We start from the raw sequence: 15,523 nt of genomic DNA, 5'->3' as shown, positions 1-15,523 counted from the left end.
TTGTTTTTTATACTTTATTGCTAACAGTACCATAAATATGTTTGTCAGCAATTAATTTGTTAATTGTTGATGTTACTTTAAAAAAACCTGTCAAATCTTTATCGGAAACATTTTCTCTTATAGTTTCATTAAATTGTATTACATAGGCTTTAGATATTTTACGCATTTCTATGCCGTAATCTGTTAATTTAATTAGAATGCTTCTACCGTCATCGGGGTTTTTTTCTCTGCAAATAGCACCTTTATCTTCCATCGTTTTTAAAATTCTAGAAAGACTTGTCGGTTCCATACCCATTAAAGGTCCTAAAGCCGTAGATGGTGTTCCGTTTTGTTTATCAATATTTAATAAAACAAATGCTGTAGACATTGTGCTATCATGTTTTACAGCTTGCTCATTATAAACTTTAGCAACAGCTTGCCAAGTTGCTCTGAGTTCGTGATCTATAGATTTTTTTCTTTCCATTATGTCAAATATATAAAAATTTATTATGCATGCATAGTAAATTGAAAAAAAGTTATGCACGCATAGTAAAATTTAACAAAAAATTATGTTGTAACGTTTTAGTACAATTGAATACTAATACTATTAAAATATGTAAGTTTGTAGTTATTGAGAACTTTCCGTTAAATTATGAAAACCCAATGAAGAATTTATTAGAAGTTAATAATGTTGTAAAAAAATATGGAGATTTTACAGCTTTAAATGATGTTTCACTGCATATACCTAAAGGATGTGTTTTTGGATTATTAGGCCCAAATGGAGCTGGAAAAACATCTTTAATTAGAATTATCAACCAAATAACAATGCCAGATAGTGGTTCTATTATTTTAGATGGAGAAGCATTAGCACCGCATCATACAGCACAAATTGGCTATTTACCAGAAGAACGTGGTTTGTATAAATCTATGAAAGTAGGAGAGCAGGCTTTGTATTTAGCGCAATTAAAAGGATTGAGTAAAGCCGAAGCTAAAAAACGTTTGAAATATTGGTTTGATAAATTTGATATTTCTGCTTGGTGGAACAAGAAAATTGAAGAACTATCTAAAGGAATGGCGCAAAAAGTGCAATTTATTGTAACGGTAATGCACAATCCTAAATTATTAATTTTTGATGAGCCTTTCTCTGGGTTCGATCCTATTAATGCGCAATTAATTGCCAAAGAAATTTTACAACTTAGAGATGAGGGAGCAACCATTATTTTTTCTACGCATAGAATGGAATCTGTAGAAGAAATGTGTGATGAAATAGCCTTAATAGATAAATCGAACAAGATTTTAGATGGAAAGCTAGATGATATCAAACGTCAGTTTAGAACTCATACTTTTCAAGTGGGGCTTCATGCGGATCATCCTAAAGAAGTGGAAGCAAAATTAAAAGAGCGCTTTGAAGTTTTTCCATCCAACTTTAAATTATTGAATGATAGTTTAACTATGAATGTAAAATTAACGGAAGGAAATTCTGCAAACGATTTGTTGTCTTTTTTAACAAGTAGCGGAGAAGTGCAACATTTTGTAGAATTGATACCAAGTGCAAACGATATTTTTATTCAGGCAATAAATAAAAACAGTTTATAAAATGAGCAAGTTAAAACTAATTATACATAGAGAATTTATTGCTAAGGTTCGTAATAAATCATTTATAATGATGACTTTTTTAAGTCCCTTATTAATGTTAGGTATGGGTGCTTTGGTTTATTTTCTGATGCAAAAAAATGAAGAAAAAGTTAAAGAAGTTGTCTATGTAGATAATTCAGGCTTGTTTTCTAAAGAAGATTTTAAAGATTCTAAAACCATTCATTATAAAGATTATACTGCTTTAGGGATTGAAGAAACAAAAAAGAAAGTAGAAGAAGGCAATTATTATGGAGCCTTGATTATCCCAAAACAAGATAGTTTAGAATTGCTAGCAAAATCTATAGAGTTTTATTCTACAGATTCTCCAGGGATGTCTGTAATAGGTTCTTTAGAAAATAAAATAGAGACTAAGATAAGACATGAAAAACTAAATAATTTTGGTATTGATTTAGAAAAAATAGAAGCTTCTAAAATTAATACAGATATAAAAATGTTTAATTTTTCTGGAGAAGAATCTTCAAAATTAATAAACGGATTAAAAATAGGCCTTGGTGCAATGGCTGGTTATCTGTTAATGATGTTTGTTATTATATATGGTAACTCAGTAATGCGTAGTGTTATTGAAGAGAAAACAAGCAGAATTATAGAAATTATAGTATCATCTGTAAAACCTTTTCAATTAATGCTAGGTAAAATTATAGGAAATGCTTCTGCTGGGTTATTACAATTCTTTATTTGGGGAATTATACTATTTGTGCTAACAACCGTTGCATCTTCTGTTTTTGGGGTTGATGTTGTAGGTATGCAATCGGCTAGAGTACCTGCAGAACAAATGGAAGCAATGAAATCTGCAGTTGGTGGAGGGGAGATGCAAGTAGTGGTACAGGAAATTTTAAAATTACCAATTTTAAAAATGTTTATTTTATTCATATTTTATTTTCTAGGTGGTTTTATGTTATACAGTTCTTTGTTTGCAGCAGTTGGTGCAGCTGTAGATAATGAAACAGATACGCAACAATTTATGTTGCCAATTATGTTGCCTTTAATGTTAGGTATTTATGTTGGTTTTGCAACCGTTATAAATGATCCTCATGGTTCTATTGCGGTACTGTTTTCTTACATTCCATTTACAAGTCCTATTGTTATGTTAATGAGAGTTCCTTTTGGAGTTTCTTGGTATGAGTTGGCCATTTCTATGACGTTATTATTGGTTACATTTGTGTTTATGGTATGGTTGGCAGCAAAGATTTACCGCGTAGGTATTTTAATGTATGGTAAAAAACCTACTTATAAAGATTTATATAAATGGTTGAAGTATAAAGGGTAAATGCAAGATAACGTACAGGAAGTTACTGGTGATATTATAGAGAAAGCAAATTCTATATTAGATTATACTATTCATTTTTCTAATGAAATTAGTGTAAGTCTTAGAGGGCTGTTGTATATAGTTTTTGCTTTATTTTTAACTTCAATTCTTCTTAAATTAATTAAAAGAATAGTTACAAAAAAATTGCCTGAAAATGATAAACATAAATTTGGAACCGTCTTTAGTTACCTTAGATGGTTTGTTTATTTAATTATTTTCTTGGTGGCAATGCATGTTTCTGGTGTAAATGTAACAGCTGTATTTGCTGCATCTGCGGCTCTTTTAATAGGTGTTGGTTTGGCGTTACAAACGTTGTTTCAGGATATTCTTTCTGGAATCTTTATTTTAGTAGATCAATCTGTGCATGTGGGAGATATTATTGAGTTAGAAGGAAAAGTAGGTAGAGTTTTAGAAATTCGTTTAAGAACCACAAGGGCAGTTACTATAGATAATAAAGTATTGGTAATTCCTAATCACTTATATTTAACCAATATTTTATTTAATTGGACTGAAAACGGCATTGAAACTAGAGAATCTGTAACCGTTGGTGTTGCTTATGGAAGCGATGTAGATTTGGTAAAACAAATTTTATTAGACACTGCAAAAAACCATCGTAAAATTTTAAAAAGACCAGAGCCAAATGTCTTATTTACAGATTTTGCAGATAGTTCACTAAATTTCAAACTAGTGTTTTCGTTAAATGATAGTTTTGAAACAAGATTTGTACAAAGTGATTTGCGTTTCGAAATTAATAAGAAGTTTAAAGAGCACAATATTTCAATTCCATATCCACAAAGAGATGTACATGTTTACTCTAATACACAACCATTAGTTTAATAAGTATAAAATGAAAAGATCTTTAATTATTCTAGTATTGTTTGCAAGCTTTATAGCAAATGCACAATTAACAGATTTAGCAAGAATAGAATATTCTTTTATTCCTCAAAAAAAATCTGATGATCAATATACTAGAATTAGAGCGTTGTTTAATTATCCAATTAAAATAAAAGAAGGTAGTTATTTAATTATAGGTTCAGAATTTAATAGGATATTTTTAAATTTAAAAGATCAATATCCTTTTAATACAGCACTACTAGAAAATATTAATGTTATTGATTTAAATTTAGCATACACTCATAAAATAAGTGATCATTGGAGAGTTGCTTATAGTTTTACGCCTAGGTTAGCTGCAACCTTAACCCACAAAATAACGAATGAAGATTTTTTTATTAACGGAGGTCTTTTTTTTATAAAAGATAGAACAAAAGATAAAAAATTAGCAAAGCCATATCGTTTAACTTTGGGGTTAACCTATAATACAACTGCAGGTGTTCCTTTTCCGTTACCTTTAATAAATTACTTTAGGCAAGTAGATGAGAAATGGTCTTATACAGTTGGTGTACCTAAAATGAATTTAAAATATAAAATAAACCCAGTAAACAGTTTACAATCTTTTGTTGGTTTAGATGGTTATTTTGCACATTTAAAGACGCCAATAATTATAGATAATAAAGAAGCAGACAATATATCTTTATCTGTATTGGTGGCCGGTTTAGGCTATAACTATCAATTTACAAAGCATTTAGTGTGGTTTGCCTATAGTGGTTACACTATTAGATTGAGTAATGTTTTAAGAGATAAAGACAGAAAGAATGTATATACTTTAGATAAAGTAAATGCGTTTTATTTAAGAACAGGTATTAAATTTAAAATATAATGTCAAAGATTTTAATAATAGAAGATGAAGCCGCCATTAGAAGAGTTTTAACAAAGATTATTTCTGAAGAAAATGAAGCTTACCATGTAGAAGAGGCAGAAGATGGTTTGTTAGGAATTGAAATGATTAAAAATAATGATTACGATTTGGTTTTGTGTGATATTAAAATGCCAAAAATGGACGGTGTTGAAGTATTAGAGAAAGCAAAAAAAATAAAACCAGAAATTCCGATTGTAATGATTTCAGGGCATGGAGATTTAGATACTGCAGTAAACACAATGCGTTTAGGCGCGTTTGATTATATTTCTAAACCACCAGATTTAAACAGACTTTTAAATACAGTTAGAAATGCTTTAGATAAAAAAGTATTAACTGTAGAGAATAAAAGATTAAAGAAAAAGGTTAGTAAAAACTACCAAATGATTGGTGAAAGTGTTGCAATCTCTCATATAAAAGAGATGATTGAAAAAGTAGCACCAACAGATGCAAGAGTTTTAGTTACAGGGCCTAATGGAACAGGAAAGGAGTTGGTTGCGCATTGGTTGCACGAAAAATCAGATAGATCTAAAGGTTCTTTAATTGAGGTAAATTGTGCTGCAATTCCATCAGAATTAATAGAAAGCGAATTATTTGGTCATGTAAAAGGTTCTTTTACTGGTGCAAATAAAGACAGAGCAGGTAAGTTTGAAGCAGCAAATGGAGGAACTATTTTTTTAGATGAAATAGGAGATATGAGTTTGTCTGCACAAGCAAAAGTATTACGTGCTTTGCAAGAAAATAAAATTCAGCGTGTTGGTTCTGATAGAGACATTAAAGTAAATGTTAGAATTGTTGCAGCAACTAATAAAAACTTAAAGGAAGAAATTGCAGAAGGTAGATTTAGAGAAGATCTATATCACAGATTAGCCGTTATTTTAATTGAAGTTCCGTCTTTAAATGATAGAAGAGAAGACATTCCGTTATTGGTAGACTTTTTTACTGGAAAAATTTCTGTAGAACAAGGCACTCCTAAAAAAGCATTTTCTGCTGCTGCAATTAAATTATTACAAGAATATGATTGGACGGGAAACATCCGTGAATTAAGAAATGTAGTAGAACGTTTAATTATTTTGGGAGAAAAAGAAGTCTCTGCAAACGATATTAAAATGTTTGCAAGTAAGTAGCTTCTTTAGTTTCTAGTATGCTGATTATTTCTGTAAATTCTTTAGCTTTTGCATAATCTAAGGCAGATTTGTTTTCTTTATCTTTAAGAGATAAATCTGCATTTTGTTCCAATAAAAATGCCACCATTTTTAGTTGATTGTACATAGTTGCAAAAATTAAAGGTGTATAACCAAGATTGTTTTGCACATTCATATTTGCATTATTCTTTAAAAGAAGTTTTGCAATATCAACATTACCTTTAAAAGCAACACCTAATAAAGCGGTGTTTCCTTTAGCATCTCTATGATTTATATTTGCATTGTGATTTATTAAAGTTTCTGCAATTTCTATTTTATCAAAATAGGTAGCAAAAACTAAGGGTGTAAAACCTCTTTTATCTTGTGCGTTTGCCAATTTAGGAAACCTTTTTAATAGTGTTTCTATTACATTGATGTTCACAGATTGAATTGCATCAAAAAAAGTATTTAAAATATTCATAAGTAGTGTGTTTATTAAAAGGATAAGCTTTCACAAAAAAGCTTATCCTTTTTTTATTAATTATTTGACATCAAATCTATCAGCATTCATCACTTTTGTCCAAGTTTTTACAAATGCATTCACAAATTTTTCTTTATTGTCATCTTGTGCGTATACTTCTGCGTAAGAACGTAAAATTGAATTAGAGCCAAATACTAAATCTACACTTGTTGCGGACCATTTAAAAGCACCGGTTTTACGATCTCTAATTTCATATAAACCTTCACCAACTGAATTCCATGTATTCCCCATATCAGTTAAGTTTACAAAGAAATCATTCGTTAAAGCACCTTCGTTATCTGTAAAAACTCCATGTTTAGTTCCTGCATAATTAGTGCCCAATACTCTCATTCCTCCAATTAAAATTGTCATTTCTGGAGCAGTTAAGCCTAAAAGTTGTGTTTTATCTAACATCAATTCTTCCGGACTAACAATATATTCTTGTTTTAACCAATTTCTATATCCGTCTGCAATTGGCTCTAAAGGCTCAAAAGAAGCCGCATCTGTCATTTCATCCGTAGCATCTCCTCGACCAGCGGTAAAAGGAACAGTTGTGTTGAAACCTGCATTTTTAATTGCTTTTTCTACACCAACATTACCCGCTAAAACAATGGTATCAGCAATACTAATTCCAAATTCCGTAGCAATAGGAGTTAGAATATCTAATACTTTGTTTAATCTCTCTGGTTCGTTACCAGCCCAATCTTTTTGAGGAGCTAAACGAATACGAGCACCATTTGCTCCTCCACGCATATCAGAACCCCTATAAGTTCTGGCGCTATCCCAAGCAGTAGCAACTAATTCTGCAATTGTTAAATCTGTACTCGAAATTTTTGCTTTAACAAGGTTTACATCATATTCTTTATTTCCTTCAGGAATTGGATCTTGCCATATTAATTCTTCAGTAGGTACATCTGGGCCATAATATCTAGCCTTTGGTCCCATATCACGGTGTGTTAATTTGTACCAAGCACGCGCAAAAGTTTCTGAAAAATATTGGTGATCGTTACTAAATTTTTCACAGATTTCACGATAAATAGGATCTACTTTCATCGCCATATCAGCATCTGTCATCATAGGATTTAAACGAATAGATGGATCTTCTACATCTACAGGTTTGTCTTCTTCTTTGATGTTGATAGGTGCCCATTGTGTAGCTCCTGCAGGACTTTTCGTAAGTTCCCATTCATATCCAAATAAAAGATCGAAAAATCCATTATCCCATTTTGTAGGTTCAGTGGTCCATGCACCTTCTATACCACTTGTTACCGTATCTCTACCAACACCTGTTCCAGTAGGATTAGACCACCCTAAACCTTGGTTTTCAGTAGGGGCAGCTTCTGGTTCTGGGCCTAATTTACTAGCATCTCCATTTCCGTGCGCTTTACCAACTGTATGACCTCCTGCAGTTAATGCCGCAGTTTCTTCATCATTCATTGCCATACGAGCAAACGTTTCTCTAATATGTAAAGCCGTTTTTGCAGGGTCAGATTTACCGTTAACACCTTCTGGGTTTACGTAAATTAATCCCATTTGTACGGCTGCTAACGGATTTTCCATTGTGCTAGGATCTTCCACGTCATTATAACGTTCATCACTTGGCGCAAGCCATTCTTTTTCATCTCCCCAATACGTATCTTTTTCTGGTTGCCAAATATCTGTTCTACCAAATGCAAAACCATACGTTTTTAAGCCCATAGATTCATAAGCAATGGTACCCGCTAAAATGATTAAATCTGCCCAACTTAATTTGTCCCCATATTTTTTCTTAATGGGCCAAAGTAATCGTCTTGCTTTGTCTAAACTAGCATTGTCTGGCCAAGAATTTAAAGGAGCAAAACGTTGGTTTCCGGTTCCACCACCACCACGGCCATCACTAGTTCTATAAGAACCTGCGGAGTGCCAAGACAAACGAATCATTAATCCGCCGTAGTGGCCCCAATCTGCAGGCCACCAATCTTGACTATCGGTCATTAATTTTGTTACATCTTCTTTTAAAGCTTCAATATTTAAGCTTTTTAGCGCTTCGTGGTAATTAAACGCTTCACCAAGTGGGTTTACTTTTGTGTCATGTTGATGTAAAATATCTAAATTTAAAGAATTTGGCCACCAGTCATTATTTGTTTCATTAGTTGTGTTTCCTCCATGAAACGGACATTTTGTGATGTCACCAGAACCGTGTTTTAAGTTTTCCATTATATATGTTTTTAAATGTTATGTTTTAATTTTTGACAAACCTACAATATGTTTTTAAATAATTTTTATCTATTGTTTTTATTTTGTAATAGTTTAAAACAATAGATGATGATATTTCTTTAAAAATAAGAATTTACTTTTCTGTATCTATGTAAATAGCTAAAATCTATTTGTTTTTATTTTTATTATAATTAAAAACTATAGTAATATCAAAAGTTACCATTAAAATAATTACTTTCTTTTTGCTTTCTTTTTATCTTTGCATCAGTGAAAATTGAATATTAATAATTATAAAACTTATATAAAATGGCAACAGCAGTTGGAAAAAAATTCCCAAATTTAAATGTAGATGCAATGAACGAAATGGGAGATACGTTCAAAGTAAATGTATTAGAAGAAGCAATTAAAAATAAAAAGAAAGTATTGTTATTTTGGTACCCAAAAGATTTTACATTTGTTTGCCCTACAGAATTACATGCTTTTCAAGCGGCTTTAGGAGAATTTGAAAAAAGAAATACCGTTGTAATTGGTGCTTCTTGTGATACTCCAGAAGTTCATTTTGCTTGGTTAAGTACTTCTAAAGATAATGGTGGAATTGAAGGTGTTACCTACCCAATTTTAGCAGATACTAACAGAAACTTGTCTTCTATTTTAGGTATTTTAGATATTACAAACGAAACTTTTGATGAAGCTTCACAAACAATTCAAGTAGAAGGAGATAATGTTACTTATAGAGCAACTTATTTAATTGATGAAGAAGGAACTGTTTTTCATGAAGGAATTAACCACATGCCAGTTGGTAGAAATGTAAATGAATTTTTACGTTTAATTGATGCTTATGCACACGTTCAATCTCATGGAGAGGTTTGTCCTGCAAACTGGGAAGAAGGTAAAGATGCAATGTCTCCAGATGCAAAAGGAACTGCAGCTTATTTAGCTTCTCACTAAAAAATAAATTGTGAAAAGGGAAAAGTTCGTGTGAGTTTGGGGGAATAAGCACGGACTCCTTTTCTATTATATATTAAATTATGGTACAAGAATTAAGTCAAGATAATTTAGCAAATATAGTTGCTGACAATAAGAAAGTAGTAGTACAGTATGCTGCCACTTGGTGTGGAAACTGTAGAATTATGAAACCAAAATTTAAAAAATTATCTTCAGAAAATGAAGAGATGGTTTTTGTAATAGCAGATGCAGAGAAATTTCCTGAAAGCAGAAAATTAGCAGATGTTAGTAATTTACCAACATTTGCCACTTTTGTAGATGGTAAATTTGTAAATCAAACGCAAACAAATAAGTTTGAAGTTTTGAAGGATTTAGTAAACGAAGTTGTCTAATTATGAAACTACCTGTAATAAAACATTTAACTAATTTTATCGAAGAAAACGATCAAGATTATGTTTTAGAAACTATTGAAACTCTAGAAGCTTTAACAGAAGTTCCGTCTTTAAAAGACGAAGAATTAGATGTTATTGGCGAGTTAATTTCTAATATGTATGGTGCTCTTGAAGTTGATAAAATGGTAAAAGACGGTACACCAAAGAAAGAGGCGTTAAATACTTTTATGAAACGCGTTTTAGGTTCTATTGACAAATAGATAGAAACAATTATACGATGTAAAACCTCAAGCGAAAGCTTGAGGTTTTTTATTTATTGAAATTTATTTTTCAATGCTTCTACAATTTGATTTCCTCTATAAATTGCACCTTCCATATAACCGCCATAATTTGATGATGTTTCTGAACCAGCAATTATAAATTTACCTTTTAAAAATTCTTTCAGATAAACTGAATGTCCATTATTAAAATGTGGATGGATAAACTTGTTATTGTCAAAATTTAAAAGTTCTTCTTCATTCCATACTTTTTCTTCATATGAAAGATAGTTTTTTCCATCTTTTCCAAAGAATTTAAAGAGTTGTTCTTTTATTTTTCTCTCTCTGTTATCTCTTGATTCGTTTGCCAAATCACCATTTAAAAATCCCATTAAAGCAAAACGGTTGTACTCAAAATTAGAATGATCATACATTTCTGTAAATGGACCAACATTGCTAAAACCTACACCAGACAAACCTTGTTCTTTCCAAAAAGGAGTTTTATAAACGATTGCAAATTTTATAGAATCTTTCATCCACGTATGTGTGTTACTTGCAATCTGTATAAGGTTTGTATCTAATTTAGAAGAAAATGAAACTGAATTTACCAATAGCTGAGGAGGAATGGTAGAGATAACAATATCCGCAATAAATACTGTTTTTTCTGTAATTACTTTTAAAGAAGTCCCAATATCATCTATCTCTAAAACCTTATGATTTAATAGAATTTCATCTTCAGAAAAATCTTTAGTTAATTCTTTTAAGATTGTTGCAGTTCCACCAACAACTCTATAACTAATTTCTTGGTTTTGTGGTGTTTTAAAACGTTGAGGTAAGTTATTTTCGGTAGCTTCAAATAAAGCGTCACCATCCATATTTTGCTCAAATAAAGAGATGTTTAGTTCTTTACAAATTTTTAATAATTCTTCATTATATCTCCAAAGCCAAGTGGCTCCTAATTCAACTTTTGTATCATTTACTTTTTTAGTGTAAATTCTACCACCAATTCTATCGTTCGCTTCTAAAATTTGAATTGAAAATCCAGCTTTCTTTAATTGATACCCTAAATAGATACCAGAAAGTCCTGCGCCAAGAATAATAATTTTTTTCTTCATTTTGATAAAAGAGAATCTTACTTATTTAATTTCCATTTAATAAAATTCCCCATTTCTTCTCCCCAAATTTTATAAGTCAATTTGGAAGGATGAACGCCGTCACTAAAATAAGTTTTAGAATTATTAGTAGGTAAACCATGTTTTTTACTCCAATTTTCTAGCGTGATAACTTCATTAAAATAGAAAACGTTCTTTTTATCTTTAGTTATTGTTTGTAATCTTTCTCCTAAAATCTCTACCAAATTACCAATTACAAACTTTATTGGTTTTGTAAAGGCAGGAAATTCTTTAATAGGAGGCATGTTTGTAAAGAATAAAGGAGTACCAGGAAATTTGTTTTGTAATAAATTGATGAGGTTTTCTATTGCTGAATCCCAATTTTTTGGGGAATTTAATGTAAAAGCATCATTGCCTCCCATTCCTATAACAATAATATCTGCAGAATTTTCCTCTATTTTAGGTATTATTTTTTTACAAACTTGAGCTACGGTATAACCACTTCTAGCATACACACGCCAATTTACATTGCTTTTTAAATTGGTAGAAAGTATATTAGATAAGGAGCCTGTAAACCCGTTTTTATGATAATCTACACCAACTCCTGCTATGGTACTTTCACCTATAGTAAGTAGGTTTAGCGTTTTGTTAAAATTACCATTAACAATGCCTTTAGGTTCTTTTGCTTCCGGAAGTTTCGGGACTTTTTTTCTAATATTTTTTCCTTGAAAGTATAAAAAGGGTAACAACGGAACAGAAATAATTGCACCTAAAAAGTATTTTAGTTTATTGTTCATCCTTTTTTGCATCGTTGACTTTTTTAATAATAGCTTTTAAACGTTCTTTATTTAGTTGTTTTTCTAGTTTTACCTTATTAATTTTTTGATTCATTAATTTGGTGTGTTTTGCTTTATTAACGGAGTTTTTTGCTTTTCCTTTCCCTTTTTTTGGCATGTTGATAAATTATAGGTTTATTATTTTCTACAGAATAACCACCAATTCATATCTCTAGTTAATTTGAATCCTAATTTCTCATATAGAGGAATTGCGGTGTTTCCTTTATTGGTATGCAATATAGGTAGTTTTTTTTCTTTTAAAATTTCTTTAGTTGTATGATAAATTAATTGTTTTGCAAAACCCTGTCTGGTATAGTCAGGATGTGTAACTACTGAGCTAATTTCAATAAAATCATCAGTTTGCATTCTTTGACCAGATATGGCAACTAGTTTATTGTCTTTATAAATACCGAAAAATTTACCCATTTCAAAACCTCTCTTTTTATAAAAATCAGGCATTACTAACCAAATTAGGTCATATACTTCGTTAATATTTTCTTTGGTTAATAATATAATTTTTTCCTTTATTTCTACCTCCACTAAATGGTCTAAAACCATTTGACAACCATTAAACTTTTTCTTTAATACTACTTTTGATGTGTCTATGGTTGGTGTGTCTTTTTCTACTACTAAAAAGAAGCTTTCGGCTATTTTAGAATGTTTATTTAATGCGTTGGCTGTTTTAGTGGCATCTTTAAAAGCACCAAAAGAACAGATATCTGTTTGGTAAAATTGTACACCTTCATACTTTATTAATAAAGGATTGTGTGTTTCATTTAAAGAGTACCAAACAGGATTTTTAAGTTTTTCTTCTAAGTTTTTCATCAGAATAAATATATAAAAAAAGCTCACAAATTGCGAGCTTTTTTCTTAGTTTTAAAGATGTATTACAATTCTTTTTTAAATAGTTTAGCGCTTTCTGTAAACTGAGTTAAAACTATTTTAGCGTTTCCGTATACTTCCGTTTGACTTTTATCTGATGCTTCTATAGTAATATTTTCTGAGGCATTTATAGTAATAGCAGCCGAATTTTTTATAATACTAGTACAAGTATTGGTACTTAGTTTTTCTCCGTTTAACTCTGAGTCTTCTAATGTAATGGCATTAAATAAATTAGCAGTTCCTTCAATATTTAAACCAGAATTACCAATCATTCTTGTGTTTAAATTTTCTGCTTTAATAATCATGTCTACCTTACAAGACTCGCTTAAATCTAAATCTACATCTTTACTTTCTATATTTAATTTGCTTTTAGATCTCAATTGAATTCGTGATTTATTATTATTTAAGAGCTTAAATTTATCAGATTTTATCTTTAAATCAGCTATTCCATAATCATTTATTTTAAGTAGCATATTGGTTGTTTTTATGGTACCTAAAGATGTTATTTCTGCATCATCATTTAAAGTTATTTTATTTAATGCATTTTTATAATTTACATCAATATTTAATTTTTTTGCTTTTAACTTTTTGTCTGTAGTTATAGTTAATACAGAATCTTTAACGCTAAAATTGATATGTTTGTGTAGGTTTTTGTCGGTTTCTATTTCTATCGATGAAGAAATATTTGAGATTACCAACTTAACTTTAAAATCATCGTTTATAACGATAGCATGGAAAGGAGCTAAATCTGTGCTTATTTTTGATATTAATTTATTTCCCTTTATTTTTTCTTGACTAAAGGTTGTATTAAATAAAGCAAATACTAATACGATTAATAATGTAGTTTTCTTTTTCATAATTTTTTGTTGTTATAAAAAATAAAAACCATTTCAAAAAGATATTGAAATGGTTTTTATTGTATTATTTAAGGTAAACCTTAAGCTAACATGGTAACTGGGTTTTCTATAAACGTTTTTAATGTTTGTAAAAATTGAGCTCCAACAGCACCATCAACTGTTCTATGGTCTGATGTTAAAGTCAAATTCATTGTATTACCAACTACTATTTGCCCGTCTTTAACTACTGGTTTTTGAACAATTGCACCAACAGATAAAATAGCAGAGTTAGGTTGGTTGATGATAGAGTTAAAACTACCAATACCAAACATACCTAAGTTAGAAACCGTAAAAGTACTTCCTTGCATTTCTGCAGGAGTTAATTTTTTGTTTCTAGCTTTACCTGCTAAATCTCTTACACCAGCACCAATTTGAGTTAAACTCAATCCGTCTGTATGTTTAATTACAGGTACTAATAAACCATCATCTACAGCAACAGCTACACCTACGTGAATGTGACTGTGATAAATAGTGTTTGCTTCTGTCCAAGAAGTATTTACTTGTGGATGTTTTTTTAATGCCATTGCACATGCTTTAACTACCATATCATTAAAAGATATTTTAGTGTCTGGAATTGCATTTATAATTTTTCTAGAAGCCATTGCGTTGTCCATATCAACTTCAATATTTAAACTGAAATCTGGAGCGGAGAATTTAGAGTTACCTAAAGACTTCGCAATAGCTTTACGCATTTGAGAATTTTTAACTTCTTCTGAGCTTTCTACACCACTAGCAGTAATACTTGCAGCGGCTGGAGCAGCTTCTACTTTAGCAGCAGGAGTATAGTTTTCTACATCTTTTTTAATGATTCTTCCGTTTTCACCAGAACCACTAACATCTGCTATGTTAATTCCTTTATCAGAAGCAATTTTCTTAGCTAAAGGAGATGCGAATACACGTCCGTTAGAAGTATTGTTTACTACAACTGGTTTTGCTTCTTCAACTTTAGCAGCAGGTTTTGGTGCCGCTTTTTCTGGAGTTTTCGGAGCTTCAGCTTTTTCTGCAGCAGCAGGAGCGGCAGCATCTAAATTACCACCATTAGCAACCAAAGCAGAAACATCTGTTCCGGCAGGGCCAATAATCGTTAATAAACTGTCTACAGGAGCAGTTTCTCCTTCTTGCACACCAATGTATAAGATAGTTCCTTCATAGAAACATTCAAATTCCATTGTTGCTTTGTCTGTTTCAATTTCAGCAAGCATATCACCTTCAGAAACAACATCTCCAACTTTCTTTAACCATGTTGCCACAGTTCCATCGGTCATGGTATCACTTAAACGAGGCATTGTGATTACTTGCACTCCTTCTGGAATTGCAACTGAACCCGCAGTACTTGTTTCGGTAGTAGCTTCTTCTTTGACTTCTTCAGTAGTAGCAGCTTCTTTTGCAGGTTCTGCACTACCGTTTATAATTGCAGAAATATCTTCACCTTCTTCACCAATAATAGCTAATAAAACATCAACAGGAGAAGTTTCTCCTTCTTGAATACCAATGTACAAAAGAGTTCCTTCGTAGAAAGACTCAAATTCCATTGTTGCTTTGTCGGTTTCAATTTCGGCTAAAATATCGCCTTCTTCGATTTTATCTCCAACTTTTTTTAACCATTTTGCCACAACACCTTCTTCCATGGTGTCACTTAGTCTGGGCATATTTATTATTGTAGCCATAT

17 protein-coding genes are annotated in these 15,523 nt (G+C 31.1%); 8 read left to right on the top strand and 9 right to left on the bottom strand.

The window, feature by feature from the left end:
* Nucleotides 1-7 precede the first annotated feature (7 nt).
* Entirely contained in the window at nucleotides 8-463 is a 456-nt protein-coding gene (locus tag MPF19_RS07905; RefSeq protein WP_249987638.1) for a MarR family winged helix-turn-helix transcriptional regulator, read from the bottom strand.
* A gap of 179 nt (nucleotides 464-642) precedes the next feature.
* On the opposite strand from MPF19_RS07905, the gene MPF19_RS07900 reads away from it, so the two are divergent.
* From MPF19_RS07900 to MPF19_RS07880, 5 genes are read left to right on the top strand one after another with little or no spacing between them, the layout of a single operon-like run.
* Entirely contained in the window at nucleotides 643-1,575 is a 933-nt protein-coding gene (locus MPF19_RS07900; RefSeq protein ID WP_249987637.1) for an ABC transporter ATP-binding protein, read from the top strand.
* Nucleotide 1,576: 1 nt separating this feature from the next.
* Nucleotides 1,577-2,902 carry an ABC transporter permease gene (locus tag MPF19_RS07895; RefSeq protein ID WP_203393874.1) on the top strand — a complete coding sequence of 442 codons (1,326 nt, stop codon included), beginning with the start codon at nucleotides 1,577-1,579 and terminating at the stop codon, nucleotides 2,900-2,902.
* The gene (locus MPF19_RS07890; RefSeq protein ID WP_249987634.1) at nucleotides 2,903-3,778 is read left to right on the top strand and encodes a mechanosensitive ion channel family protein; all 876 of its coding nucleotides are present in this window, start codon (nucleotides 2,903-2,905) and stop codon (nucleotides 3,776-3,778) included.
* A 10-nt stretch (nucleotides 3,779-3,788) separates the two neighbouring features.
* Nucleotides 3,789-4,658: a DUF6268 family outer membrane beta-barrel protein gene (locus MPF19_RS07885; protein ID WP_249987632.1), complete on the top strand. Its 870-nt coding sequence runs from the start codon at nucleotides 3,789-3,791 to the stop codon at nucleotides 4,656-4,658.
* A complete protein-coding gene (locus MPF19_RS07880) occupies nucleotides 4,658-5,821 on the top strand; it encodes a sigma-54-dependent transcriptional regulator (protein WP_249987631.1) in 1,164 nt (387 codons plus the stop codon). The genes MPF19_RS07885 and MPF19_RS07880 overlap by 1 nt, the downstream gene beginning before the upstream one ends.
* Here MPF19_RS07880 and MPF19_RS07875 read toward each other — a convergent pair.
* Together MPF19_RS07875 and katG are read right to left on the bottom strand one after the other, a co-directional pair.
* Nucleotides 5,799-6,299 (bottom strand): ankyrin repeat domain-containing protein, encoded by a 501-nt coding sequence (locus MPF19_RS07875; protein WP_249987629.1) that lies wholly within the window; start codon nucleotides 6,297-6,299, stop codon nucleotides 5,799-5,801. The two genes, MPF19_RS07880 and MPF19_RS07875, sit on opposite strands and share 23 nt — an antisense overlap.
* A 60-nt stretch (nucleotides 6,300-6,359) precedes the next feature.
* Nucleotides 6,360-8,534, bottom strand: coding sequence for a catalase/peroxidase HPI (gene katG / locus MPF19_RS07870; RefSeq protein ID WP_249987627.1), 2,175 nt, complete (start codon nucleotides 8,532-8,534; stop codon nucleotides 6,360-6,362).
* A gap of 306 nt (nucleotides 8,535-8,840) precedes the next feature.
* On the opposite strand from katG, the gene MPF19_RS07865 reads away from it, so the two are divergent.
* From MPF19_RS07865 to MPF19_RS07855, 3 genes are all read left to right on the top strand, one after another.
* Nucleotides 8,841-9,482 (top strand): peroxiredoxin, encoded by a 642-nt coding sequence (locus tag MPF19_RS07865; RefSeq protein ID WP_203393880.1) that lies wholly within the window; start codon nucleotides 8,841-8,843, stop codon nucleotides 9,480-9,482.
* Nucleotides 9,483-9,562: 80 nt separating this feature from the next.
* The gene (locus MPF19_RS07860) at nucleotides 9,563-9,871 is read left to right on the top strand and encodes a thioredoxin family protein (RefSeq protein WP_249987624.1); all 309 of its coding nucleotides are present in this window, start codon (nucleotides 9,563-9,565) and stop codon (nucleotides 9,869-9,871) included.
* Between the two features lie 2 nt (nucleotides 9,872-9,873).
* Entirely contained in the window at nucleotides 9,874-10,131 is a 258-nt protein-coding gene (locus MPF19_RS07855) for a DUF6952 family protein (RefSeq protein ID WP_203393882.1), read from the top strand.
* A gap of 53 nt (nucleotides 10,132-10,184) precedes the next feature.
* On the opposite strand, the gene MPF19_RS07850 is transcribed toward MPF19_RS07855, so the two are convergent.
* The 6 genes from MPF19_RS07850 to MPF19_RS07825 all read right to left on the bottom strand — a co-directional run bounded on the left by MPF19_RS07850 (nucleotide 10,185) and on the right by MPF19_RS07825 (nucleotide 15,521).
* The gene (locus MPF19_RS07850) at nucleotides 10,185-11,243 is read right to left on the bottom strand and encodes a flavin monoamine oxidase family protein (RefSeq protein WP_249987622.1); all 1,059 of its coding nucleotides are present in this window, start codon (nucleotides 11,241-11,243) and stop codon (nucleotides 10,185-10,187) included.
* 17 nt (nucleotides 11,244-11,260) lie between these two features.
* The gene (locus MPF19_RS07845) at nucleotides 11,261-12,037 is read right to left on the bottom strand and encodes an SGNH/GDSL hydrolase family protein (protein WP_203393884.1); all 777 of its coding nucleotides are present in this window, start codon (nucleotides 12,035-12,037) and stop codon (nucleotides 11,261-11,263) included.
* A complete protein-coding gene (locus tag MPF19_RS07840; protein ID WP_203393885.1) occupies nucleotides 12,027-12,194 on the bottom strand; it encodes a hypothetical protein in 168 nt (55 codons plus the stop codon). Before MPF19_RS07840 ends, MPF19_RS07845 begins: the two co-directional genes overlap by 11 nt.
* A 20-nt stretch (nucleotides 12,195-12,214) precedes the next feature.
* A complete protein-coding gene (locus MPF19_RS07835) occupies nucleotides 12,215-12,901 on the bottom strand; it encodes a GNAT family N-acetyltransferase (RefSeq protein ID WP_203393886.1) in 687 nt (228 codons plus the stop codon).
* A gap of 62 nt (nucleotides 12,902-12,963) precedes the next feature.
* On the bottom strand, nucleotides 12,964-13,815 hold the full coding sequence (locus MPF19_RS07830) for a GIN domain-containing protein (protein ID WP_249987620.1): 852 nt from the start codon (nucleotides 13,813-13,815) through the stop codon (nucleotides 12,964-12,966).
* An 80-nt stretch (nucleotides 13,816-13,895) separates the two neighbouring features.
* A complete protein-coding gene (locus MPF19_RS07825) occupies nucleotides 13,896-15,521 on the bottom strand; it encodes a dihydrolipoamide acetyltransferase family protein (RefSeq protein WP_203393888.1) in 1,626 nt (541 codons plus the stop codon).
* Nucleotides 15,522-15,523: the final 2 nt, after the last annotated feature.

Origin of the sequence: Polaribacter sp. Z014 (assembly GCF_023555435.1) — a bacterium.
Lineage (GTDB): Bacteria > Bacteroidota > Bacteroidia > Flavobacteriales > Flavobacteriaceae > Polaribacter.
The sequence above is the reverse complement of the archived record's forward strand: the minus strand, read 5'-3'. Positions and strand labels throughout refer to the sequence as shown.

Coding starts and splice junctions, on each gene's coding strand:
- MPF19_RS07905 (WP_249987638.1), bottom strand. CDS start 463: ATGGAAAGAAAAAAATCTATAGATCACGAACTCAGAGCAACTTGGCAA.
- MPF19_RS07900 (WP_249987637.1), top strand. CDS start 643: ATGAAGAATTTATTAGAAGTTAATAATGTTGTAAAAAAATATGGAGAT.
- MPF19_RS07895 (WP_203393874.1), top strand. CDS start 1,577: ATGAGCAAGTTAAAACTAATTATACATAGAGAATTTATTGCTAAGGTT.
- MPF19_RS07890 (WP_249987634.1), top strand. CDS start 2,903: ATGCAAGATAACGTACAGGAAGTTACTGGTGATATTATAGAGAAAGCA.
- MPF19_RS07885 (WP_249987632.1), top strand. CDS start 3,789: ATGAAAAGATCTTTAATTATTCTAGTATTGTTTGCAAGCTTTATAGCA.
- MPF19_RS07880 (WP_249987631.1), top strand. CDS start 4,658: ATGTCAAAGATTTTAATAATAGAAGATGAAGCCGCCATTAGAAGAGTT.
- MPF19_RS07875 (WP_249987629.1), bottom strand. CDS start 6,299: ATGAATATTTTAAATACTTTTTTTGATGCAATTCAATCTGTGAACATC.
- katG (WP_249987627.1), bottom strand. CDS start 8,534: ATGGAAAACTTAAAACACGGTTCTGGTGACATCACAAAATGTCCGTTT.
- MPF19_RS07865 (WP_203393880.1), top strand. CDS start 8,841: ATGGCAACAGCAGTTGGAAAAAAATTCCCAAATTTAAATGTAGATGCA.
- MPF19_RS07860 (WP_249987624.1), top strand. CDS start 9,563: ATGGTACAAGAATTAAGTCAAGATAATTTAGCAAATATAGTTGCTGAC.
- MPF19_RS07855 (WP_203393882.1), top strand. CDS start 9,874: ATGAAACTACCTGTAATAAAACATTTAACTAATTTTATCGAAGAAAAC.
- MPF19_RS07850 (WP_249987622.1), bottom strand. CDS start 11,243: ATGAAGAAAAAAATTATTATTCTTGGCGCAGGACTTTCTGGTATCTAT.
- MPF19_RS07845 (WP_203393884.1), bottom strand. CDS start 12,037: ATGAACAATAAACTAAAATACTTTTTAGGTGCAATTATTTCTGTTCCG.
- MPF19_RS07840 (WP_203393885.1), bottom strand. CDS start 12,194: ATGCCAAAAAAAGGGAAAGGAAAAGCAAAAAACTCCGTTAATAAAGCA.
- MPF19_RS07835 (WP_203393886.1), bottom strand. CDS start 12,901: ATGAAAAACTTAGAAGAAAAACTTAAAAATCCTGTTTGGTACTCTTTA.
- MPF19_RS07830 (WP_249987620.1), bottom strand. CDS start 13,815: ATGAAAAAGAAAACTACATTATTAATCGTATTAGTATTTGCTTTATTT.
- MPF19_RS07825 (WP_203393888.1), bottom strand. CDS start 15,521: ATGGCTACAATAATAAATATGCCCAGACTAAGTGACACCATGGAAGAA.